At 33.6% G+C, this 21,999-nt stretch carries 20 protein-coding genes; 16 read left to right on the top strand and 4 right to left on the bottom strand.

Annotation, left to right across the window (positions count from 1 at the left end; translation table 11 throughout):
• Nucleotides 1-78 precede the first annotated feature (78 nt).
• Complete coding sequence (locus AB671_RS11190; RefSeq protein ID WP_066675479.1) at nt 79-1,059, top strand: acyl transferase; 981 nt, start codon at nt 79-81, stop codon at nt 1,057-1,059.
• A 66-nt stretch (nt 1,060-1,125) separates the two neighbouring features.
• Nucleotides 1,126-1,671, top strand: coding sequence for a hypothetical protein (locus AB671_RS11185; RefSeq protein ID WP_066675481.1), 546 nt, complete (start codon nt 1,126-1,128; stop codon nt 1,669-1,671).
• Between the two features lie 50 nt (nt 1,672-1,721).
• Here the strand turns inward: AB671_RS11185 and aqpZ are convergent, their stop codons facing one another.
• The gene (aqpZ, locus tag AB671_RS11180) at nt 1,722-2,438 is read right to left on the bottom strand and encodes an aquaporin Z (RefSeq protein WP_066675483.1); all 717 of its coding nucleotides are present in this window, start codon (nt 2,436-2,438) and stop codon (nt 1,722-1,724) included.
• A gap of 237 nt (nt 2,439-2,675) precedes the next feature.
• Here aqpZ and AB671_RS11175 point away from each other — a divergent pair, with 237 nt between their 5' ends.
• The 13 genes from AB671_RS11175 to AB671_RS11115 all read left to right on the top strand — a co-directional run bounded on the left by AB671_RS11175 (nt 2,676) and on the right by AB671_RS11115 (nt 19,300).
• A complete protein-coding gene (locus AB671_RS11175) occupies nt 2,676-3,293 on the top strand; it encodes a DUF5715 family protein (RefSeq protein ID WP_066675485.1) in 618 nt (205 codons plus the stop codon).
• Between the two features lie 81 nt (nt 3,294-3,374).
• Entirely contained in the window at nt 3,375-4,115 is a 741-nt protein-coding gene (locus AB671_RS11170) for a hypothetical protein (protein ID WP_066675487.1), read from the top strand.
• Nucleotides 4,116-4,127: 12 nt separating this feature from the next.
• On the top strand, nt 4,128-4,757 hold the full coding sequence (locus AB671_RS11165; protein ID WP_066675489.1) for a hypothetical protein: 630 nt from the start codon (nt 4,128-4,130) through the stop codon (nt 4,755-4,757).
• Nucleotides 4,712-5,497, top strand: a complete 786-nt coding sequence (locus AB671_RS11160; RefSeq protein ID WP_228391036.1) for a sensor histidine kinase — start codon at nt 4,712-4,714, stop codon at nt 5,495-5,497. Before AB671_RS11165 ends, AB671_RS11160 begins: the two co-directional genes overlap by 46 nt.
• On the top strand, nt 5,497-6,168 hold the full coding sequence (locus AB671_RS11155) for a response regulator (RefSeq protein WP_066675491.1): 672 nt from the start codon (nt 5,497-5,499) through the stop codon (nt 6,166-6,168). The genes AB671_RS11160 and AB671_RS11155 overlap by 1 nt, the downstream gene beginning before the upstream one ends.
• Nucleotides 6,169-6,466: 298 nt before the next feature.
• Nucleotides 6,467-8,398 carry a ribosomal protection-like ABC-F family protein gene (abc-f, locus tag AB671_RS11150; protein ID WP_066675492.1) on the top strand — a complete coding sequence of 644 codons (1,932 nt, stop codon included), beginning with the start codon at nt 6,467-6,469 and terminating at the stop codon, nt 8,396-8,398.
• A 467-nt stretch (nt 8,399-8,865) separates the two neighbouring features.
• Nucleotides 8,866-9,219 (top strand): hypothetical protein, encoded by a 354-nt coding sequence (locus AB671_RS11145; protein ID WP_066675493.1) that lies wholly within the window; start codon nt 8,866-8,868, stop codon nt 9,217-9,219.
• A 550-nt stretch (nt 9,220-9,769) separates the two neighbouring features.
• Complete coding sequence (locus AB671_RS11140; protein ID WP_066675494.1) at nt 9,770-12,154, top strand: TonB-dependent receptor; 2,385 nt, start codon at nt 9,770-9,772, stop codon at nt 12,152-12,154.
• Nucleotides 12,155-12,181: 27 nt separating this feature from the next.
• Entirely contained in the window at nt 12,182-12,742 is a 561-nt protein-coding gene (locus tag AB671_RS11135; protein ID WP_066675495.1) for a hypothetical protein, read from the top strand.
• Between the two features lie 139 nt (nt 12,743-12,881).
• Nucleotides 12,882-14,216, top strand: a complete 1,335-nt coding sequence (locus AB671_RS11130) for a trigger factor (protein WP_066675497.1) — start codon at nt 12,882-12,884, stop codon at nt 14,214-14,216.
• 355 nt (nt 14,217-14,571) lie between these two features.
• Entirely contained in the window at nt 14,572-15,315 is a 744-nt protein-coding gene (locus AB671_RS11125; protein ID WP_066675502.1) for a DUF6261 family protein, read from the top strand.
• Between the two features lie 296 nt (nt 15,316-15,611).
• A complete protein-coding gene (locus AB671_RS11120) occupies nt 15,612-16,301 on the top strand; it encodes a hypothetical protein (protein WP_066675503.1) in 690 nt (229 codons plus the stop codon).
• Between the two features lie 146 nt (nt 16,302-16,447).
• Nucleotides 16,448-19,300 carry a M16 family metallopeptidase gene (locus tag AB671_RS11115; protein WP_066675505.1) on the top strand — a complete coding sequence of 951 codons (2,853 nt, stop codon included), beginning with the start codon at nt 16,448-16,450 and terminating at the stop codon, nt 19,298-19,300.
• Between the two features lie 351 nt (nt 19,301-19,651).
• Here the strand turns inward: AB671_RS11115 and AB671_RS11110 are convergent, their stop codons facing one another.
• Together AB671_RS11110 and AB671_RS11105 are read right to left on the bottom strand one after the other, a co-directional pair.
• On the bottom strand, nt 19,652-20,236 hold the full coding sequence (locus tag AB671_RS11110; protein ID WP_066675790.1) for a DUF3109 family protein: 585 nt from the start codon (nt 20,234-20,236) through the stop codon (nt 19,652-19,654).
• 11 nt (nt 20,237-20,247) lie between these two features.
• Nucleotides 20,248-21,153 carry a DUF6427 family protein gene (locus tag AB671_RS11105; protein ID WP_066675793.1) on the bottom strand — a complete coding sequence of 302 codons (906 nt, stop codon included), beginning with the start codon at nt 21,151-21,153 and terminating at the stop codon, nt 20,248-20,250.
• 42 nt (nt 21,154-21,195) lie between these two features.
• Here AB671_RS11105 and AB671_RS11100 point away from each other — a divergent pair, with 42 nt between their 5' ends.
• The gene (locus AB671_RS11100) at nt 21,196-21,429 is read left to right on the top strand and encodes a DUF6341 family protein (RefSeq protein WP_066675795.1); all 234 of its coding nucleotides are present in this window, start codon (nt 21,196-21,198) and stop codon (nt 21,427-21,429) included.
• Between the two features lie 72 nt (nt 21,430-21,501).
• On the opposite strand, the gene AB671_RS11095 is transcribed toward AB671_RS11100, so the two are convergent.
• Entirely contained in the window at nt 21,502-21,939 is a 438-nt protein-coding gene (locus tag AB671_RS11095) for a universal stress protein (protein WP_066675798.1), read from the bottom strand.
• Nucleotides 21,940-21,999 lie beyond the last annotated feature (60 nt).

Below are 21,999 nucleotides of genomic sequence, written 5' to 3'. Positions count from 1 at the left end.
AAAAATAATTAAAAGTTATACTTGTTGTAATAAATGCTTCGTTTTGAGCTAATAACAGGTTTTAAAATATTTATATCATTGGAAAATATATTCGACATAAAGACAGAAGATGACTTTTTGGCTGCGTCACTTAAGACATTTCGTTATCAATATGACAACATAGAAGTGTATAGGAAGTTTGTTGATTATCTGAAGATCAATTCTGAAGAAATTGAAAGTTTAGATAAAATTCCGTTTTTGCCGATTGAAATGTTTAAAAATCATCAGATTTTAGACAAAAATGTTTCTACAGAATTATATTTTCAGAGTTCGGGAACAACGCGGATGAATTTGTCTAAGCATTTTATTGCCGATGAAAATATTTATCAGGAAAGCATCTATAAAAGTTTCGAGCAATTCATCGGAAAGCCGGAAGATTTTATTTTCTTGGGATTGCTGCCAAGCTATCTTGAAAAACAAAACTCCTCTTTAATTTACATGGTGGATCATTTAATGAAAAGATCCGATAAGCCTGAAAATGGATATTTTCTTTACAATCATGAAGATTTATTTAAACTTTTAAATGAGTTAAAAGATAAAAAAGTCATTCTTTTCGGAGTTTCTTTTGCGCTTTTAGATTTCCTTGATTTCTGTAATTTAAACTCTCAAATTCTCCAATTTTCTAACAATTTGATTGTGATTGAAACAGGTGGAATGAAGGGCAGAAAAGAAGAAATGACCAAAGATGAATTGCTGAAGATTTTGCAGGAAGGTTTTAAAACTGATAAAATTTACTCCGAATATTCTATGACCGAGCTTCTTTCGCAGGCTTATTCTTTAGGGCAAAACGAATATCAATGCCCAAGCTGGATGCGAATCTTAATAAGAAATGTAGAAGATCCATTTAGCTATGAAAAAGAAGAGAAAACTGGGGCTATTAATATCATTGATTTGGCAAATATTCATTCTTGCTCATTTATTGCTACTCAGGATTTAGGAAAGATTGTGGGGGATAAATTTCAGGTTTTGGGAAGAATTGACCATTCTGATATTCGTGGATGCAGTTTGCTGGTGAGTTAATTTGTGTTTGAGGGTTTTAGAGTAGGAGAGTTTTAGAGTTTAATAATTGTTTCTTAAAAATAATTAATGTTAAAGATAGAAGAGCTTGTTCATGCATACATTCATTCTCATTGTGATTTTGAGAAAGAAATTGTGCTGATCAATCATTTTCAGGCAGATTGGGAAGCTGATATTTTGATAATTAATTCTGAAGGTTTTAGTCACGAAATAGAAATTAAATTCTCTAAAAGTGATTTTAAAAGTGATTTTAAAAAATCTTACATTAATACATCCACTGGAGAAAAATTTCTAAAACATGATAAAATTTGCAGTGGAGATTATATCTGCAATTCTTTCAGTTTTTTATTGCCTATGGGAATGATTGAACATTCTGTAATTCCTGAACATTGTGGAATCATTGAGTTTTATCACAATGTAGACTCCTGGGAAACTGAATTTTATTTCATCCGAAAGCCTAAGAACGTTCATGAAGATTCTTATTGGAAGCTTACAGATAAAGATGTTTTCATAAGAAAAATGGCACTCAATTTATTATCCAAAAAAATGGAGGTGAAAGGAAAACACGAAGAACTCATCTTAAAAAATCCTTTTGAAATTAAGAAGACAAAATAGAAAATCCTGCCTAAAAAGACAGGATTTATTTATATGAAAATGTATTTTTACTATTTTGCTGATTCAGGTTTTTCAATTAATAAATTGTAAGTGAACGCTGCAAAAACCCCACCTAAAACTGGAGCTAAAATAAATAGCCATAATTGAGAAAGTGCTTCGCCGCCTGCAAAAATTGCGGGACCAATACTTCTTGCAGGGTTTACAGAAACTCCGGTTATTTTAATTCCAACAATATGAATTAAAACCAAAGAGAAACCAATGGCTAAACCTGCAAATCCTCCGTTAATGTTTTTCGTTGAAGTTGATCCTAGGATCACCATCAAAAAGATAAAAGTGAAAACAAATTCAGCAACAAAAGCTGCAACTGTGTTGTACTGATCAAGATATCCGGTTCCCCAACCGTTAGATCCTAAAGCCCAAGGTTTCATTTCTGCACCGGGGTGATTGGTGAAAATTAAATAAAGAATTCCGGCTCCGATAATGGCTCCGATAATCTGGGCAATAACGTAGCGAACGGCTTCATCCATTTTCATTCTTCCCGCTGCAACCATCGCAATAGAAATGGCAGGGTTAATATGGCAACCCGAAATGTGGCCAATTGCATAAGCCATGGCAACAACACTAAGGCCAAATGCGAAAGAAATTCCTAGAAGTCCTACTCCTGTAGTTCCGTCTGCGCCTGCAATTACAGCGCTTCCGCAACCCATTAAAACTAAGACCATAGTGCCGAACATTTCGGCTACGAATTTTGAGGTTTTTGAAATCATCTCTTATTGTATTTTTTAATTAGAAAGCTAATTTACAAAAATTAATAATTCAATGATTTTTTATTTTAATTATTTAATTTAATGTATTTGTGGTTTTATTTTTGATAATATTTATGTTAATTAACTTTTTTTAAGTTTATATTTTTAATTGTAAAATATTATGTCTTTGCTTTAAATTGATATCTTTGAAAGTAAGAAAGTTAATATTTATTCGTTTTACATTTTAAATGGTATTTAATGAGGAAGTATCTTTTTATAATCCCTTTGTTTTTTCATCATATTTTTTACGGACAGCAATCTAAAAAAATACTGCCTTGTTATGACCTTGCAGAGGTTTTAAAGGTTGAGCCAACTCCGCTTTATAAGTCGCATTTAGATGCTTCTAAAAGTTTTAATGTAAAACTTCTGAAAACGACAAGTACCGTTCAGAAATATATCAACAGCGGAAAATTTCATTCCATCAAAAAATCAGGAAAAGGCTATAAGGTTCAAAAATTAGATTACAGCAGAGCCTGGATGGTTTCTAAAGGGAAATCAACTTTAGAAAAAATGGGAGCGAGGTTTAGTAAAGAAACCAAAGGTCATACTTTTACCGTTTCATCGATTACCAGGACACTTGAAGACCAATGCAGATTGAGAAGGGTGAATTCTAATGCGAGTTTAGGAGTTAGTTCGCATAATTATGGCAATTCATTCGATATTTCTTATGTGAGATTCAATGGGGTCTTGAAAAGTAATCCAAAAATGGAGGCTGCTTTAGAAAAGGTGTTGAAATATTATGCCGATGCAGGGCAAATTTATTATATTAAAGAAAGGCAGCAGAGCTGTTTTCATGTGACCGTGAGAAATTATTAAATAATTATTATTTATTCATGGGATGTTTGTGTAGTTTAGGGATAATCGATAATTTTATGCACCGAATTAAAAACCATTTTTATGAACAATTTAAACAGAGAGGAATATTCCATGGCCGTAGAAGGCTGGATTATGGCAAAGCAAGACATTAAACGAGTTGCAGAGCTTTTTCCTCCCAATTACGTATTCAATTTATCACCTGAGCAAGTGCAATGGCTTAAGAAAAATAATTCTAATAAAGAGTTTTGTGTAGAAATAGGAATTATTAAAGATGAATTGTCAATAATTTTATGCCCATTAGACGAAAAAGGGACTAAAGTTGAGGTTGGTGAAGTTCCTTATTCTTCTTTTGAAGCTTTAGATCGTGATTTAAAATTAACTGAAATTCAAACATACACAATTGTTAAAAATGCATTGCTGTCAAAAGATATGCGTAAAATTGATAATGATGCTGATATGTTTTTTCCAATTACAAGCCAACCTGTAATGGAGCAGGATAAAGCGGTAGATTCTATCGAGTCATGGCAGAGTAACGGGGAAGACTGGTTTTATGCGCAGTACAAAGAAGATAAGGGTAGAAATATTTTTAATAAGTTTTATGTACCTTCGGATAAAATTTGTCACGCAGATGAAGGGCTTAGTTTTGTTTGTTCTTTTGGATTGAAATTTTCAGAAATTTATCAAAAACAATTACCTGCATTAATCTTTATTTCTTTTCATAACTATTTAGGGAACGGAAGTGCGCAGACTATTTCAAATACATATGACTATGCAAAGCCGTGTCCACCGATCTGTAAAATACCAGATTTTGGGGAAGAGTAATAATTACTAAAAATGGTAGAATTTTACAAAACATTTTTATTTATAAATTATGGGCTGCTTTCAGCCCTAATTTTCCTAATATTTTGGAAATATATCATTCTTAATAAAACAGAAAAGCAATATACCTATTATATTGTTTTTCTTTTTTTAATTGAATTTTGCAGTTTTATATTGCCTTACTTATTAGAGTTAGAGGATACCTCTTTTTTATACCATTTCTTTATTGCAGGTGAGTTTTTACTTTTAACAGGGGTCTTTATAAGAAAATTAAGTATAAATAAACTTTTTTTAATTTTTTCGGCGCTTTTGTCGATGGGATTTTTATTTGTCATCTATGGCTTAAAGATCAGTTTTAATTATGATCTGGCAAAAATAATTTCTAATCTGATGATCATATGCCTTGTTGCAGTATTTCTTATTCAGCAAATTAAAAGCGGAAAAAACATCGATCGATTTATTTTGGTAGATGCTAGTATTTTCTTTTATTATTCAGTTTCTGTGCTTATTTTTGTAGTGTTATCACAATTCGTTAATCTGTCTACAGAAAGTGTTTACTTAATAATGGGAGTCAATAATGTTTTGTCAACTTTTCTTTATTGTTCAATCTTATATACCTTTTTAAAATTAAAGAAGTTACCTTAAATATCAATCTGCTTATTCTGATAATTGTAACGCTTGCAATTATCGTATTTTTTATATTGGTGGCGTACAAAACTTTTGTAGACCGTATTATAAAAGAAAAAGAAGCGCAGAGTTTGGCAGAAATTCAGCATCAGAAACAATTGGTTTTAGAAAATACCAAAGTTCAGGAAGAAGAACGTAAAAGAATTGCGGTTTCCGTTCATGATGATATTGGTAACAGATTAAATATTCTTTCTTTATGGCTGAATAATCTTGATATTGAGGATAACTCTACTTCAGAAGTTATTTCAAGCCAAATTTCGGAGTTAATTGATAGCACGAGAAACATTTCGCATTCTCTTTATCCTGTAAACCTGGAAAGATTGGGCTTGATCTTATATATCGAAGAATTAATTACCAATTTATCGGCGAGAATTAATATTTCGCTCTATGTTTCTTCAGAATATGATAAAAAAGATGTGTTTGTAGAAGTTCAGATCTACCGAATAATACAGGAATTTACAACAAATGTGATTAAACACTCAAGCGCAGATAAAATTGAAATTCTCATTAAAGATTTTAAAGATTTTATGGGAATTGTTATCTTTGATAATGGGCAAGGTTTTGATTATGAAAAAGTTAAAAAAGGAATGGGTATCAAAAATATAGAATCCAGAATGCAATCGATGGATGCCCAGTTCAAATGGAAAAGCATCATAAATAAAGGAAGCCGATTAATATTTAAAATTCAGAAAAAATAATGAGTGACCAAATAAAAATTGCCTTGGTTGATGACGAACAGTTAATTCTTGAAGGAGTAAAAATGCTGCTGTCAAAAGAAAAGAACTTTTCGGTAACAATGATGGCTAATGCAGGAAACGTTTTTCTTGAAAATCTTGAGAAATGTACTGAAGAAGATTTTCCAGACATTGCTTTAGTAGATGTTCAAATGCAACCTATGAACGGTTTCGAATTGGTAGAGATACTGAAAGATAAATATCCAGATCTAAAAATTATAATTCTTTCATCCCATTACAAAACATCGGTCTTGGGGTATATGGTCAAGCTGGGGGTCGCTGCATTCCTTCCAAAAAATTCCGATAAAAAACTATTTATAGAAGCCATATTTAAAGTGTCCGAAAATGGTATTTTCTTTACCAATGAAGATCATGAGATGCTTCTTTCTTATATGAACAGTAGTTCAAAAAAGAAATCACTCTTTAGTATGGATGATGATCTGTCTGAGAGAGAAAAAGATGTTGTAAAGCTGATCTGCCAGGAATGCACCAATAACGAGATTGCTGAAAAACTTTTTATCAGCCCACGTACAGTAGAGAGCCACCGACAAAGAGCTATCGAAAAAATAGGAGCTAAAAATACAGTAGGAATTGTCATTTATGCCATTGTTAACAATATTTATTCTCCAGCTTAAGAGCGTAAATTCCGTATAAATACGGATTTTTTTATTTGGTTATTTTTACGGATTAATCTTCTTTTTTTGTGACGTTATTTTGTTATGTTCATTAAGGGACGCTTTTTAAGCCTTGCTAATGAATAATAAAACCAGCTGAATTTCTTAAATAAATTCTAGGCAAATGTTTTTAAAAATTTAGCAGGGAGCTGTCGTTTGAGACCGCTCTTTTTTTATTTACTTGTCATTCATTTCTTTTCCGTATTTTTGCACCCGAAAAAGATTCATATTCATTATTCACTTTTAATATTCATTTCAAATGCTTTCTGTTCAAGGTTTAGGATTACATCATTCAGGTAATTATTTATTTCAAAACGTAAATTTCACCATTAAAAAGGATGATAAAATTGGGTTGGTTGGTAAAAACGGAGCGGGGAAATCTACGCTTCTGAAAATGCTATCTGGCGAAATCACTTTCTACGAAGGGAACGTAGTTCCTGAAGGAAATATTACCATCGGATTCTTAAAGCAAGATCTTGATTTTGTGAAAGGTAGAACCGTTTGGAACGAAACAATGCAGGCTTTTGAGCAGATTAATGCTTGGAAAGATGAATTGGAGGAAATCAACCATCAATTGACGGTAAGAACAGATTATGAAAGTGATTCTTACACAGATTTGATCAACAGAATGACCGATCTGAATGATCTTTTGATGCATCACGACGCCTATAATTTGGAAGGTGATATTGAAAAGGTTTTGTTTGGTTTAGGTTTTAAAGCAGATGATTTCCAAAAAATTACCGACGAATTCTCAGGAGGTTGGAGAATGAGAATTGAATTAGCAAAATTGCTGCTTCAGAAAAATGATCTAATGCTTCTCGATGAGCCTACCAATCACTTGGATATGGAATCGATTATCTGGCTTGAAAACTTTTTGAAAGATTATCCGGGAGGAATTCTGCTCGTAAGTCACGATAAACAGTTTATGACTGCCGTTTGTAACCGTACTTTTGATGTAAACAACAGAAAAGTAGATGATTATAAAGCCAATTATTCTAAATATTTGGTAATGCGTGAAGACCGCCGTGAAAAACTTATTCAGGCTAAAAAGAATCAGGATGCGGAGATCAAGCAGATGGAAGATAACATCAACAAATTCCGTGCGAGTGCTACAAAAGCTTCTTTTGCGCAGTCTTTGATCAAAAAATTAGATAAAATAGAACGTATCGAGGTTGATAACGAAGACGTTTCTAAATTCAATATCCGTTTCGTACAGTCACAGGTTCCCGGAAAAGTTATTTTCGAAGCTGAAAAACTTGGAAAGGCTTATGGTGAAAAGCAGATTTTTGATGATGTAGATTTTATCGTTCAAAGAGGAGATAGAATTGCTCTTCTAGGGCAAAACGGACAAGGAAAAACCACTTTAGCGAAAATTCTTGCAGGAGACATCAAAGATTACGGTGGAAACTGGAATTTAGGTCATAATGTAAACATTGGTTATTTCGCACAAAATCAAGAAGAAGTTCTTACGCCAAATAAAACCGTTCAGGAAGAAGCCGAAGATGCTGCAACTGAAGAAACAAGACCGAGAGTAAGAGATCTATTAGGATCTTTCCTTTTCCAGGGTGAGGCGGTAAATAAAAAAACAAAAGTACTTTCGGGAGGAGAAAGAAACCGTTTGGCGCTTTGTAAATTGTTGTTACGTCCGTTCAACACGTTAATCATGGATGAGCCTACCAATCACTTAGATATCCAATCTAAAGAGATTATCAAGTTGGCTTTACAGAGATTTGAAGGAACTTTAATTGTAATTTCTCACGATAGAGAATTTTTGCAAGGTCTTTGTGATAAGATCTATGAATTCCGTGATGGAAAAATGAAAGAATTCTTAGGTGATATTAACGAATATTTGGTATTCAGACAGAAAGAATCAATTAGAGAGATTTCTGCTGAAAAAGCAAAACTTCACAGTGATGAGCCTAAAGTTGAAGTTAAAAAAGTTGAAGAAAAACCAGCAACTAATAACCAACAACAATCAACCATTATCAGCAAAGAACAAAAAAGTATTCAGAATAAATTAAAGAAAGTAGAAGAAAAGATCTCTGAACTGGAAACAGCGATTGAAACTTTTGAAGCTACGTTTACCAAAGAAAATCCTTCTGAAGAAACTTTAGAAAAATACAATAAGACCAAAGAAGAGCTCGACCTTGCATTACAAGAATGGGAACATTTGGGAACGCAGTTAGATTAATTTCTAAATTTAAAATATTGAAAAGATGGACTTTAGTTCATCTTTTTTTGTGAGGTATATTTTGCTCAGGTTGAGCAAAACCTTTGTAGAAAGAGGAAGTTGACAAAAAGACGATAAGCTCCAGAGGAGCGATACCTCTGTAGAATAATAATATTAGCAACATTTGGTAAAAACCTGCTCCATCGGAGCAATATCTGTGTAGAAAATAAAATTGTCGTCTAGAATTGTATTCCGTAGGAATGCTATCTTTTAAAAATCTTAATGTTTGTAGGCAATTTCTCATATTTTATAATTTTTTGTATTTCTTTCTTAAGTTTACGCCTTTGTATAAATTTAAAACGGTCAAATTTTAATATTCTTTGTTTGCCTTTGCGTTAAATTATGGATTATTAATAAAAATCTCTATTCTAAACCAAAAATTAATATTTAAACAAAACGATTTCATTTATTTTTTATAATTTTGCCCAATGATTTTTAAGGAAAGTAGACCATTAAAGAGTTTTATCTCAAAGCTGATGCTTGGGATTTACTTCTTTGCGCTCTTTTCTTCAAGCTTCCATAGTCATGAGTCTAGTGATTTTAAGCATTTTAACCTTAAAAAAACAGAGAACTCTATTTCAAAAACTGATGCGAAAGAAAAAGCAGGCGACTGTTTGGCTTGTCACTTTTTAGCAACAGCAAACACACTCGTTCCAGAAGAATTTAGTTTTACTTTGATCAAACATACCCATGAGGTAGAGCAGATTTTTGCTGTACAGGAAAAAATCTGGTCACAAACTAAATTTTCTTTTCAACTTCGCGGTCCGCCCGCAATTTCATAATCAATAGATTCTTTTTCGGATTTTTTTTGCTTTAAATTTTTTAAAAGTTTAAATATAAGGTTGATTTTAAATCACAAAATTTAAACTAAAAAACAATTAAAATGTTGTAACGTTTTTAAGTAATTGTTAAAAAAGAGATTGAGCATTTTGCTTCTTTCAAATTTATTTGAATCTTCAACTTTTTTAAGAATTTTATAGAACTGTCGTCAATTTGTCAAAATTGAAAATACTTTGTATTTCTTTTTTTAAGTTTACGTCTTTATCTAACTTAATAAAAACAGTCAGATTTAAAATTCTCTGTTTTAAATAAAGTAGTATAACAAATTTAATTGCCTTAATGGTTTAAAAATGTTTTTCTAAATAAATTTTATTCATTGGAAAACATCAGCTTTTCAAAAAATAGATAGCAAAAAAGTATTCAAAACATGAATGCTTTGTACGATTTGTTTTGTACAAAAAAAATCCAATTTAAATTTTAACGAAAGTATGTTTTAAGTTAAATCTTCAAAGAGGAAAACAACTTAAAGCGTACGCAATCAATCTATTTACAATGAAATTGATATATAGTGTACTGCTTATCCTTTGCGGATTTGCAATAACAAACGCACAGAAAACTTACACGGTAGAAGGAACTGTTCAGGATTTTCACGATAAAACAATGCTTGAAAATGCAGTGGTGAAAATTGGAAATTTTACGGCCAATACCAATAAAAAAGGTGAGTTTTCATTTAAAAATATTCCTGCAGGAAATTATCAGCTCATTGCTAAACATTCTTTGTGCGATGATTATACTGAAAATGTGGGAGTCAACAAAGATTTGCATTTAGCAATTACTTTAGAGCATCATACCGGTGATATCGAAACAGTAACCATTCATGGAAGCCACAAAACAAAAGGCTCTGTGATTATGCGAACGCTGGATAAAACAGAAATTGATAGAAATTCTACAGAAAACCTTGGAAATTTATTATCTAAAATTTCAGGTGTTACCGCATTGAAAACAGGTAATAATATTTCAAAACCTGTGATTCATGGACTGTATGGAAGCCGTATCGCAATTGTGAATAACGGGGTGAAAATGGCGGAGCAAGAATGGGGAGTAGAGCATGCTCCAAATGTTGATGTTAATGACTTTGAACATGTAGATGTGATTAAAGGCGCATCTGCATTGAAGTATGGAGGTGATGCCGTTGGTGGAGCAGTCGTTTTAGAACCTGCTGTTTTGCCTAAAAAAGATACCATCATGGGAAATATAAAACTTTCTGGTATCTCTAATGGTAGAGGCGGTGAGATTGCTGCAAATGTTGCTAAAACATGGAAAAGTCAATGGTTTGTAAAAACAGGAGGAAGTTACAAGAAATTGGGAGATTTGTATATTCCACATCACACGCTTCAAAATACCGGAGCAGAGGTAAATTCTTTTAATTTCTCTTTTGGAAATCATGGCTTTATGCAGGGATTTGATGTTTCTTATAGCGGAATCAACCAGGAGTTTGGAATTTTTAAGGGCGCACATTTAGGAAATAATTTAGATTTTCGAAATGCCATTAAATATGGACAGCCTTATTACCTGGATAATTTTAGTTATGATATTACCAATCCTAAACAGGAAGTTGAGCATCATATCGCAAAGCTGTCTGCGTATAAACGTTTTGATAATTTCGGAAAAATCAGCTTTCAATATAGTTTTCAGCTGAATCAACGTAAAGAATTCGATATCAGAAGAGGAGAGCTGAATGAGCTTCCTTCAATGGATTTGAGGCTCATTACGCATTCTGCTAATCTTACTCATCTTTTAGAAAGAGGAAACTGGAGTTTAGAAAGCGGGCTTTCTGCAGGTTTTCAGGATAATTATCCGAATCCGGCAACGAAAGCAAGACGTTTGATTCCTGATTATTATAAATATGACGCAGGTGCTTTTTCTGTATTTAAATATAAATTCAGTTCAACACTAAATGCTGAAGCAGGGGCAAGATATGATTTCAGCAGATATGATGCTTATAAATATTATGATGCAAAAGACTGGAACGAGAAATTTGCAAGTCTTTATCCTCAGTTTTTTGTAAAAGATGCAGACAGCAGAATTTTGACACGTCCTATTTTAGATTATCATAATTTTTCTGCCAATTTAGGATTAAATTATAAACCCAATAATACTCTTGAATTTAAATTTAACCTTGCAAGAGCAGATAGAACTCCGAATCCGGCAGAGCTTTTTTCTGATGGTCTTCATCATTCTGCTGCTATTATTGAAGAAGGAGATTTGTCTATTCAGAAAGAAACGGTTTATAATGCTAATCTTTCCTTGATTGGAAAATTCGATGTTTTGAAAGGATTACATGTTGAGGTAAATCCTTATTACATGATTTCAAATAGCTTTATTAATCAGGTGCCGACTGGAATAGAGTCTTCAAATAGAGGCGTTTTCCCGGTTTGGAGCTATCAGCAGATCAAAGCAAGAATTTTCGGAATTGATGCAGATGCTGAGCTTAATATTCTTGATAATTTAAAATGGAATACAAGTTTCAGTGCATTAAAAGGAGATGACCTTACTCATGATGAGCCTCTGATCCTAATGATGCCTGCTAATCTTCGAAATGCGGTTGAGTTTAAACTCAACACCCCCAAAAATTTCTATGTGCGAGTGGAAAACGAAAGAGTCTTTAGACAAAAACGTTTCCCGATCAGAAATCAAGATCTAGATTTTATTGAAAATGGTGCTACTTACAATGAAGAGCTTGACTTAAGTACTCCTCCGTCAGCATATACTTTATTTAATGCGTCTGTGGGTGCAGACGTATTCAAAGATCTGAATGTAAATTTCAGGATCAACAATATTTTTAATACAGAGTACAAAGAATATCTTAACAGATTGAGATATTTTATGCCGGAATCCGGAAGAAACTTTATCGTTACTCTGAAATACAACTTCTAATTATTAATACTTAAAATTAAATTTAAAATGAAAAAATTATTCAATATAACACTATTACTTTTAGCAACAGTTTTTATCTTATCATGTAGAAACGGGGATGATGATATCCCGGAAGATATCCACGAACATGACGAGATCGGAAAAGTAGTTTTAACATTGACCAATAAAGCTGATGCTACAGATATACAAACCGTAAATGTGATCGGTGGAGTTGCAGATGCTCATCTTCACTTACATCAGGGAGATACCTATACTGCCGTACTTGATTTCCAGATCAAGCATGACGACCATTACCATTCTTCAGATGAGATCGTTGAAGAAAAAGATCATCATTTTATCACTTTTGCACCGGCAAATGCAGATATTGTTGTATTGAGAGCTGCTAACGATATTGTAAGAACGGATGGTAACAAAATAGGGCTAAAAACAGAATGGACCATTAACTCTACACAACCGACAGGTAAGATGAACATCAAATTAATTCATGCTCCTACTTCTGTTAATCAGAATTATCCTTCTGCAACCAATCAATTGGGGCAAACTCAGGGAGGTGAAAGCGATGTAGATATTACTGTAGACGCACACTAAAAGTTAGTTCAGACAAATTTTTTAATATTATAAGGACATTATTTCGGTAATGTCTTTTTATTTTAACGTATTATAACAAAAGGAATGTCTTGTTTTAATAAAAAATTCATATTTTTGCAACCTAAAATTTTAATCAATAATGAAGGTTACCGCAAAAAACCATGATGATGTAAGTGCATTGCTTACAGTAACATTGGAGAAATCTGACTACAAAGAAAAAGTAGAAAAGCAATTGATTAATTATGCTAAAAACGCACAGGTTCCTGGTTTCAGAAAAGGAAAAGTGCCTTTGAGTATGGTTAGAAAGCAATATGAAGCAGGGATTGCATTCGAAGAAATCAACAAACAAGTTTCTGATGCTTTAAATAACTATATCAACGAAAACAAACTAAGATTAGTTGGTCAGCCGGTTCCACAGCCAGTGAATGATTTCAATCACAATGCTGAGAAATTGGAAGTTGCTTTTGAAGTAGGTTACGAACCAGAATTTACTATAGATTTGGCTAAATATGAAGCGCCTCACTACAAAGTTTCGGCTTCAGATAAAGAAATCAACAAGAGCGTAGAAAATATGCAGAAGCGTTTTGCTGAGCAAGTTCCTCAAGATAAGATCACTAAAGATTCTTACATCAACTTCGAAATCACTCAGGTGGTAGAAGAAGATGCAGAAGGAGAGCACAACCACGCACCAAAAATGGCTACCATCACTGCTGAAAACAAAGCTGCTTTCAAATTGCTTAAAGGTTTGAAGATGGATGAGTCTGTAAAAGTGTCTAAAGAAACTCTTGCTGCTGATGAAGATTTAGCTAAAGAATTAGGTTTCGCTCCAGAAGAAGTTGAGCATTTACACCATGCTGAAGTAGAAGTTAAAGTAAAAGATTTCTATAGCTTAAACTTGGCAGAACTTAATCAAGAATTATTTGATAAAGTATACGGTGAAGGAAACATAAAAACTGAAGAAGAGCTTAAAGATAAAGTAAAAGCTGAGTTGGATGAGTATTTCCAGCAGAATGCAGATGTACACTTCGTAAACAAAGTGTTGGAGCAGGTTTCTGAAAAAGAAGAAGTAAAACTTCCTGAGTCTTTCTTGACGAAGTGGTTGGTATTCTCTAACCAGAACATCCAGACTGAAGAGCAAGCTCAATCTATCCTTGAAGCTGAAAAGACTCAATTGAAATACCAGATCATCGAAGGTAAATTGATGTCTGATAACAATATCCAATTAGAATATGCTGACGTTTTGGCTCAGGCTGAGCAGTTGGTGAAAAATCAATTGGCAATCTACGGAATTCACCATTTAGGTGACGAAGAAATTCAAAAATACGCTGCTGAAATGTTGAAAGACCAAGAGCAGGTAAGACAAATCTCTTCTGAAGTAGCAATGGCTAAGTTGAAAGATGTTATCTTAGAAAAAGCAACTAAAAAGGAAACTGAAATCTCTCACGACGAGTTTTTAGAAGAATTGAAGAAATAATTTATTTAGATATAAATATTTGAAACCCTCCAAGAAATTGGAGGGTTTTTGTTTTTAAGAGAAAAATTCTTTACATTTGATTTCAGATTGAAGAATAAAATTCAATCCTACACAACACAAAATGAATGAAAAAAACAATCCTCAAAAACAGGGCAGTAAATCCTAAAATGCCCCTCCGAAAGGCTCCTGCACCCTAGCAAGAAACTTTCGGGAACTCTTGAAACCTTCTTTCACCCCTGCGACAGACTTTCGGGAACACCCGAAAAGGCAAAACACCCTAGTAAGAAGCTTTCGGAAAATCTTAAAAATATTTTCAAAATATCATTGAATCAATAACTTAATAAAACACAAAACAATGAACGCAATTGATTTATTTAAACTTCGCAACGCAGAATATCTGCAGTACATGAAAGATTTTACAGGGATTATCAATCTGAATAATCCTGCACAGTTGGCGATTGATGCAAAGCTCAATGCATTTGTCTCAAAAACTGATGAGCTGGAGTTGCTTTATAAGAAAGCTTTGGCAAATGAAAAAACGCAGGCACTTTTGGCAATCGACGAAAAAAGAGACGATGCCGTGAACGGGATCTATTACTTCCTATTGGGGTATTCTTATCATTTTGATCCGGTGAAAAAGCAAAATGCACAGATCCTTTTAGAGAATATGGCTCTATACGGAAGCGGTATCGCACGGCTTAATTATCAGGCAGAGACCGCCACCATCAACAATCTTCTCCGAGATTGGGAAAATAAGCCCGAGCTTGCAGATGCCATTATCTTATTTGACCTTTCATCATGGGTAAATGAAATGAAAGCCACCAATGATGAATTCAACACTCAATACCTTTTGCGTACGCAGGAATATGGTGATGCGAGTCCCGAAACAATCAAACTGAAGAGGGAAGAAGTGAATGTTGCCTATTATGCCCTGAGAGATAGAATAGATGCTCTGCATCTTTTGATAGAAACACCACCTTCACCGTATGTTACAGTGATTAATCAGCTCAATGCATTGACTAATCAGTACAATGTATTGCTGGTGAACAGAAAACCCGATTTGCCGGAATCTGATAATCCGGAAGGTTTGACTAAATAATAATCAATCTTTTATAAGCCTTGTCAAGGTTCAAAACCTTGACAAGGGCTCCTTTGAGCTGCTGGTTACAGGAAATCAAGACTAAGCAGACCGGGAAATGGTAAAGATTCCGCTAAATAAAATAAACATTTGATATAATGAAACCTCTGTACTTACTGAGGTTTTTTTGATGTCTCACTCTTCATATCACACAATATGATTATCTTTATCGCTTTAAATTTAATAATGAGATTGAATGTCCTTTCAGAGTGGCAAATTAGGATCTCACAAGCTTTTTAAACAATAAATATTTCAATATGAAAAAGATCATCATTCCGTTTTTCTGTGCGGTATTATTTACCACAACAGTGAATGCACAGAATGCAACTTCAGTGGTAACATCTGCGACTGCTTCTGTAAAATCTAAACTTTCACCACAGCAGATTATCGATAGCTACCTGAATGCATTGGGTGGAAAAAGTAAACTGGAGGCTGTAAAAACAACGATTACAGAAAACACCATGTCTATTCAGGGAATGGAAATTGCGATGAATACCAAAAAAATGGGTAACAAATTCAAATCGGTACAGTCGGTAATGGGTCAGGAAGTTACTCAGATGTTTGATGGCGAAAAAGGATATGTGAATCAAATGGGGACTAAAAGTGACCTTCCTGCAACCGTAATTCCTGAATTGAAAAAAGGAAAAACGATTGATGCTTTAGGATATGATGCTGCTAATTTCAGCGGAGTTACCGTAGAAAAAATAGATGGTAAAGATTATAATGTATTGACTTCAGATAAAGGGAAATTCTATTTTGATGTGGCTACAGGTCTTTTATATAAGTCAAACACAGAAATGGGGGATGCGGTTGTAAAATCTTACCTTACTGTTGACGGAATTAAATTTCCCGAGAATATAGAAGCTGAAGGAAGCGGGCAAAAAGTAGTTATTAAAACAACAAAAATTACTATTAACTCTGGGGTTACTGATGTAGATTTTAAATAATTATTACTGATAATATATTTTAAACCGGCTTTTGCCGGTTTTTTTGTTTTTAAACTTTAACGCAAGTTTAACTAAAAAAACAGGAGTTAAATTTCTTCACGCTGGGATTAATTTTTAATTTTAACCGAAATTAAAAATCAAATTGTATGAAAAGAATTTTATCGTCAGTAGCGGCAATCGTTTTAATGTCGTCTATGGCTTTCGCACAGAATATCCCTATGGACCCTTCTGTAAGAACTGGTACGCTTCCAAACGGAATGAAGTACTACATCAAAAAAAATAATTTACCTGAAAAAAAGGTCGATTTCAGATTGGCGATTAACGCAGGATCTATACTTGAAGACGAAAACCAGAGAGGTCTTGCTCACTTTATGGAGCATATGAACTTCAACGGAACCAAAAATTTCCCAGACAACAAATTAGTAGACTTTCTACAGTCAATCGGAGTGAAGTTCGGCCAACACCTTAATGCTTACACAAGTTTTGACGAAACTGTATATATGCTTCCCGTTCCTTTAGATAAACCCGGAAATCTGGATTCTGGTTTGAAAGTAATGGAAGATTGGGCTTTCAATGCGACATTGACCGATGAGCAGATTAACAAAGAAAGAGGGGTTGTTTTAGAAGAATTAAGATTAGGTTTAGGGGCAGACAAAAGAATGTCTGATAAATATTTACCTAAATTATTATACAAATCTCAATACGCCAACAGATTACCAATCGGTACCAAAGAAGTTCTTCAGAATTTTAAACCCGATGTTATCAGACAGTTTCACAAAGACTGGTACAGACCAGATTTGATGGCATTGGTGGTAGTAGGAGACATTAATGTAGATGAGGTAGAAAAGAAAATTAAAGACAATTTCAGCAAATATAAAAATCCTTCTAAGCCAAGAGAAAGAAAAACTTTTGATCTTCCGAATCACAAAGAAACTTTAGTGGCGATAGAAACTGATCCGGATGCGACCAATTCTATGGTTCAGTTTATCATGAAAGATGCAGATTCTTATACGCCGGATGTTACCGTAGAGCAATACAACCAAAGCTTAATCGAAAATCTGTCAACACAAATGTTGAACAACAGATTGAGAGAACTGGTGAATTCTAATAATCCGCCATTTACTTTTGGATCTGTTTATCATGGTGGAACGTATGCAAGAACAAAAGAAGCTTTCCAGGGATTTGCGATGGTAAAAGAAGGAAATCAAATCAATGCTTTGAAAGTGCTTTTAGAAGAAACTGAAAGAGCCAAAAGATTTGGTTTTACTCAAAGTGAATTAGACAGAGCAAAATCTCAGATTATGTCTAATATGGAAAGGTCTTACAACAACCGCGACAAAACTGAAAGCGATATGTTGGTAGACGAATATGTAAGAAACTTTTTGGAGCAGGAACCAATGCCGGGAATTAGCTGGGAATATGAAGATGTAAAAAAATTCTTACCATCGGTAACATTAACACAAACTAATGATGTTATTAAAAAAATGGTGAAAGACGACAGCAGAGTAATCGTAATCACAGGTCCTAAAAAAGACAATGTAACGATGCCTACAGAAGCTTTGGTCCTAAAGACTTTTGACGATGTAAAAATGGCTGACCTTAAGCCTTACGAAGAAAAAGCGACTATTAAAAACTTAGTAAAACCATTCAAATCTGAAGGTAAAATTGCTAAAACTGAATCTGATGCAAAATTAGGAACCACAACCTGGACACTGAGCAACGGTGCAAAAGTAACCTTTAAGAAAACCGACTTTAAAGATGATGAGATTGTTTTCTCAGCAAGAAGTTTAGGTGGAAACTCATTATTGAATGATGCAGATTACAACAAAACTCAGTTTGCTTACCAGGCTTTAACTGAAGCGGGGGTAAGTGGTGCTTCTAAAGCAGATCTCACCAACTATCTTGCCGGAAAACAGGTGAGTGTAAACCCTTACATTAGCGGTACTTTGGAAGGAATAATGGGTAGAACCAACCAAAAAGATCTTGGTACTGCAATGGAGTTGGTTTATGCTTATTTTACAAATTTAAATTACAGCCCTGAAGCATTTAATGCTTATAAAGTAAAGCAGTCTGCCATGTTGGATAATATCTTATCTAATCCTCAGACGTATTTTGCAAGTGAGCATGCTAAGTTTACGAATCAGAAAAACCCAAGATTCATCGGAATACTTCCATTAGAAAAAGATTGGGCGGCAACAGATTACAAAAAAGCGTATGATGTTTACAAAGAGAAATTTGCCAATGCCGGAAACTTCCATTTCTATTTTGTAGGAAATATTGATGAAGCTAAATTTAAAAATGAAGTTTTACAGTATATCGCAAGTTTACCAACTACAGGAAAAACGACGAACTTTAAAGATACGGGTTACAGATCAATGACCGGAGACTATACCAAGGTTTACAAAAAAGGTAAAGATCCGAAGAGTATGGTACAAATCGTTTATTCAGGTGAAACTCCTTATAATGAGAAAGAAGCTTTGGCACTTTCAGCTTTAGGAGAAGTGGCAACCATTAAAGTTATTGAGAAACTGAGAGAAGACGAAAGCGGGATCTACGGTGGTGGAGCAAGAGGATATATGGGGAAAGTTCCTTACAGTAGCTATAGCTTCAGCTTAAGCTTCCCTTGTGGACCTGAAAATGCAGATAAATTGACGAAAAGTGCCATCGCAGAAGTTCAGAAGCTGATCGATAAAGGTCCTGAACAAAAAGATCTTGATAAGTACAAAGAAGGCGAGATGAATGATTATAAAACAGACATCAAAGACAATAACTATTGGATGAATGCTATTGCTAAAAACCAGTTAGACGGAAGCGATAAGTACGAGATTTTAAATTATCAGGAAAAAGTAAAAGCTTTAACTGTAAAAGATTTGCAGGATGTTGCTAAGAAATACCTTACAAAAAATAAAATTGTAGCTACTTTAATGCCTGAAGATGGGTGGGAAAATGCTCCTAAAAAAGACGGTGCTGCAACAGTAAAAGCAACGGCTGTAAAATAATCTTAGTCGATTACATATAATGAAAACCACCGCAGAAATTTTTCTGCGGTGGTTTGTTTTTAAGGGTAATGTTGTAATGTTTTGTGATAATTGCATTTCATTATTTCATTAATAGGATTTTATCCTATTCTTTGTTAAATCGTCCCTTTGGGACTTTCAATCGTTAGAAAATACAATAATTAGAAGAATGATAATAGAATAGAGGTAAGAGGCTTACAATCAGATTTTTTTGCCTTGAAAAAATAGGAATAACTATTTTTTATTACTTAATGATAACGAGATCATTTATTTTTCAACTATCAACTATCAACTATCAACTATCAACTATCAACTATCAACTATCAACCAAAATTATTTCCCATATTCTTTCTTCCACTCTTCAGCAACATCGCTCAATGTAGCATAAAAATCTTCACCATATTTTCTGGTAAGTGGAGTTTTAAGGAATTTATACACCGGAACCTGAAGTTCTTTTCCTAAGGTACAGGCGTCGCTGCAAACATTCCATTCATGATAGTTTAAAGCTGAAAATGTAGAATAGTCGGTAACTCTAATCGGGTAGAGGTGACAAGATATCGGTTTTTGCCAATCAACAGCGCCATCTTCGTAAGCTTTTTCGATGCCGCATTTGGTAACACCTCTCTCATCAAAAGTTACATAGGCACATTCTGCATCTTCAATCATTGGAGTTACATACATCCCGTCTGAAGGATCGGTTGTCCAAGTTCCTTGTTCGTCTAATGCTTTAATTCCTGCTTCTGTAAGATAAGGCTTTATTTTATCATAAATATTATCTAAAATCACAAGCTCGTCTTTATCTAGAGGAGCTCCTACATCACCTTCTACACAACATGCACCTTTACATTTGGTAAGGTTACAAACAAATTCTTCAGAAAAAATATCTTCAGAAATTAATTTATCGTCTATTTGAATCATAATCTTTTTTTTTAAAATAAATTAAAGTGAGTTCCTGCCTTAAAAGCAATTAAACTTACAATGGTTAACCAAACACAGGTTTCCTGCATCCAGTATTTAGGTAAAAACTTAAACATTCTGCTTAAGATGATTGTTGAAGGGAAAGCCAAAAGCAGCAGATACTCATAGCTTGTATCCATATAAAGGATGATGCTTATAAGCTGAGCTAATGAAAAAACCAGCAAAAAAGTATATTTATATCTACTTACAGGGCTTTTCTTATTATAATGGGTAAAATGGTCATAGATGGCATAGATCAGCATTAAAGCAATGGGAAGTAATGAAAGTAAATCTTTATAATCAGTCATCATTTTCAACTTTCCAAAAGGAATATAATCGGTATTCCAAGAATTAAATTGAACAAAAAACATCACCGAGAAATAGCTCAGGCCGATTATCGTAATTCCTAGTAGAAACCGGAAAATATTTAATCCGACTCTTTCAGAAGTGACGATGAGGTGAATCAATACAAAGATCATCATCGGCCAAGTAGTAGGTAAGAATATAAAATTTAAAGCGACAATTGAGCCTACCAAAACATAAGATTTCTTTCTGACATCTTCATCACTACTCGTTAAAAGAAGTAAAAGGAAAGAATTGGTAAGAATGGCGACTGCAATTCCAAGGTCGATATTGCCATCATAAAGTCCGAAAATAAAAAATGTGTAGAGGAATAATGGTAAATGAGTATGGTAATTAAGATCTATTGCGTTGAAACAGAAATATCCCAATGCAATTCCTACAAAAGTAATTCCCGCAATAATCCCTTCGTATGTGTTGAAATTCAGGATGTTAAATAGTATTACTATTACAAGCAGAAAACCAATGTAAACAGGAATTGAAAAAATATTGCTTTCTTTTGAAAGTAATCTAAACATTTTTTATAAATTTGTGCAAAGTTAATTTAAAAAAGGAAAATAATGACGTCTTTCTTTCTATTCTTAAGTGATGCATTCAAATGGGCATTTGGTTTCTACGATATTTTTGGAAACGTATTAAACTGGATTTTGTTCGCAGTATGTTGCGTACTATTCACATATTGGTGCTACGTTTTGGTGGTAACTCTTGGTGGAGACAAAGACAAAGATTATCATTCTCCTACAGAAGGTAAGAATCCTTACTACGATCCTGCGATCTACAAAAAAGAAGGTTAATTAATTGGTTATATAGAAAAAGACCGGTCAAATTTTTTGATCGGTCTTTTTTACGTTGATAGGTAATATATTTTATTCATGAATTGGAAGTACCAATACCGGAATTTTCGAGCTTTTCGTTAACCCTTTGGTTAAACTTCCTACAAATACATCATAGATACCGCTTCTTCCGTGAGAACCCATTACGATGTAACTGGCTTTTTTTAGATCGGCATATTCCAAAATAATATCTTTTGCGATACCTTGTTTCAGGATATGTTCGCAATCTACATCCTGAGCAATAATTCTTTGGTTGATTTTATTTAAAAGAACCAGCTCTTCTCTGATTTCATTTTCTTCCACTTCCGGAAAATATTGATATCCCATATCTCCGATTGCAAAACCAATATCGGTAGGTGCAACATGAATAAGGCAAATTTTTCCGTTTACTTCTTTGGCAAACTTTACTGCGCCATCAACAAGTTGATCTGTTTTCTCCCCAAAATCTACAGGTAAAATAATATTAATCATAAGTTTCGATTTGTAATTTAAGTCTTATTAAAGATATGAAAAAAACAGACCAATCTCAAA

This window comes from Chryseobacterium sp. BGARF1, assembly GCF_001677955.1.
Classification (GTDB): Bacteria; Bacteroidota; Bacteroidia; order Flavobacteriales; family Weeksellaceae; genus Chryseobacterium.
This window is presented reverse-complemented; position numbering and strand designations above follow the sequence as displayed.

Excerpts from the sequence above, each read along its gene's own strand:
- AB671_RS11185 (WP_066675481.1), top strand. The coding sequence starts at position 1,126 with ATGTTAAAGATAGAAGAGCTTGTTCATGCATACATTCATTCTCATTGT.
- aqpZ (WP_066675483.1), bottom strand. The coding sequence starts at position 2,438 with ATGATTTCAAAAACCTCAAAATTCGTAGCCGAAATGTTCGGCACTATG.
- AB671_RS11175 (WP_066675485.1), top strand. The coding sequence starts at position 2,676 with ATGAGGAAGTATCTTTTTATAATCCCTTTGTTTTTTCATCATATTTTT.
- AB671_RS11170 (WP_066675487.1), top strand. The coding sequence starts at position 3,375 with ATGAACAATTTAAACAGAGAGGAATATTCCATGGCCGTAGAAGGCTGG.
- AB671_RS11165 (WP_066675489.1), top strand. The coding sequence starts at position 4,128 with ATGGTAGAATTTTACAAAACATTTTTATTTATAAATTATGGGCTGCTT.
- AB671_RS11155 (WP_066675491.1), top strand. The coding sequence starts at position 5,497 with ATGAGTGACCAAATAAAAATTGCCTTGGTTGATGACGAACAGTTAATT.
- abc-f (WP_066675492.1), top strand. The coding sequence starts at position 6,467 with ATGCTTTCTGTTCAAGGTTTAGGATTACATCATTCAGGTAATTATTTA.
- AB671_RS11145 (WP_066675493.1), top strand. The coding sequence starts at position 8,866 with ATGATTTTTAAGGAAAGTAGACCATTAAAGAGTTTTATCTCAAAGCTG.
- AB671_RS11140 (WP_066675494.1), top strand. The coding sequence starts at position 9,770 with ATGAAATTGATATATAGTGTACTGCTTATCCTTTGCGGATTTGCAATA.
- AB671_RS11135 (WP_066675495.1), top strand. The coding sequence starts at position 12,182 with ATGAAAAAATTATTCAATATAACACTATTACTTTTAGCAACAGTTTTT.
- AB671_RS11130 (WP_066675497.1), top strand. The coding sequence starts at position 12,882 with ATGAAGGTTACCGCAAAAAACCATGATGATGTAAGTGCATTGCTTACA.
- AB671_RS11125 (WP_066675502.1), top strand. The coding sequence starts at position 14,572 with ATGAACGCAATTGATTTATTTAAACTTCGCAACGCAGAATATCTGCAG.
- AB671_RS11120 (WP_066675503.1), top strand. The coding sequence starts at position 15,612 with ATGAAAAAGATCATCATTCCGTTTTTCTGTGCGGTATTATTTACCACA.
- AB671_RS11115 (WP_066675505.1), top strand. The coding sequence starts at position 16,448 with ATGAAAAGAATTTTATCGTCAGTAGCGGCAATCGTTTTAATGTCGTCT.
- AB671_RS11110 (WP_066675790.1), bottom strand. The coding sequence starts at position 20,236 with ATGATTCAAATAGACGATAAATTAATTTCTGAAGATATTTTTTCTGAA.
- AB671_RS11105 (WP_066675793.1), bottom strand. The coding sequence starts at position 21,153 with ATGTTTAGATTACTTTCAAAAGAAAGCAATATTTTTTCAATTCCTGTT.
- AB671_RS11100 (WP_066675795.1), top strand. The coding sequence starts at position 21,196 with ATGACGTCTTTCTTTCTATTCTTAAGTGATGCATTCAAATGGGCATTT.
- AB671_RS11095 (WP_066675798.1), bottom strand. The coding sequence starts at position 21,939 with ATGATTAATATTATTTTACCTGTAGATTTTGGGGAGAAAACAGATCAA.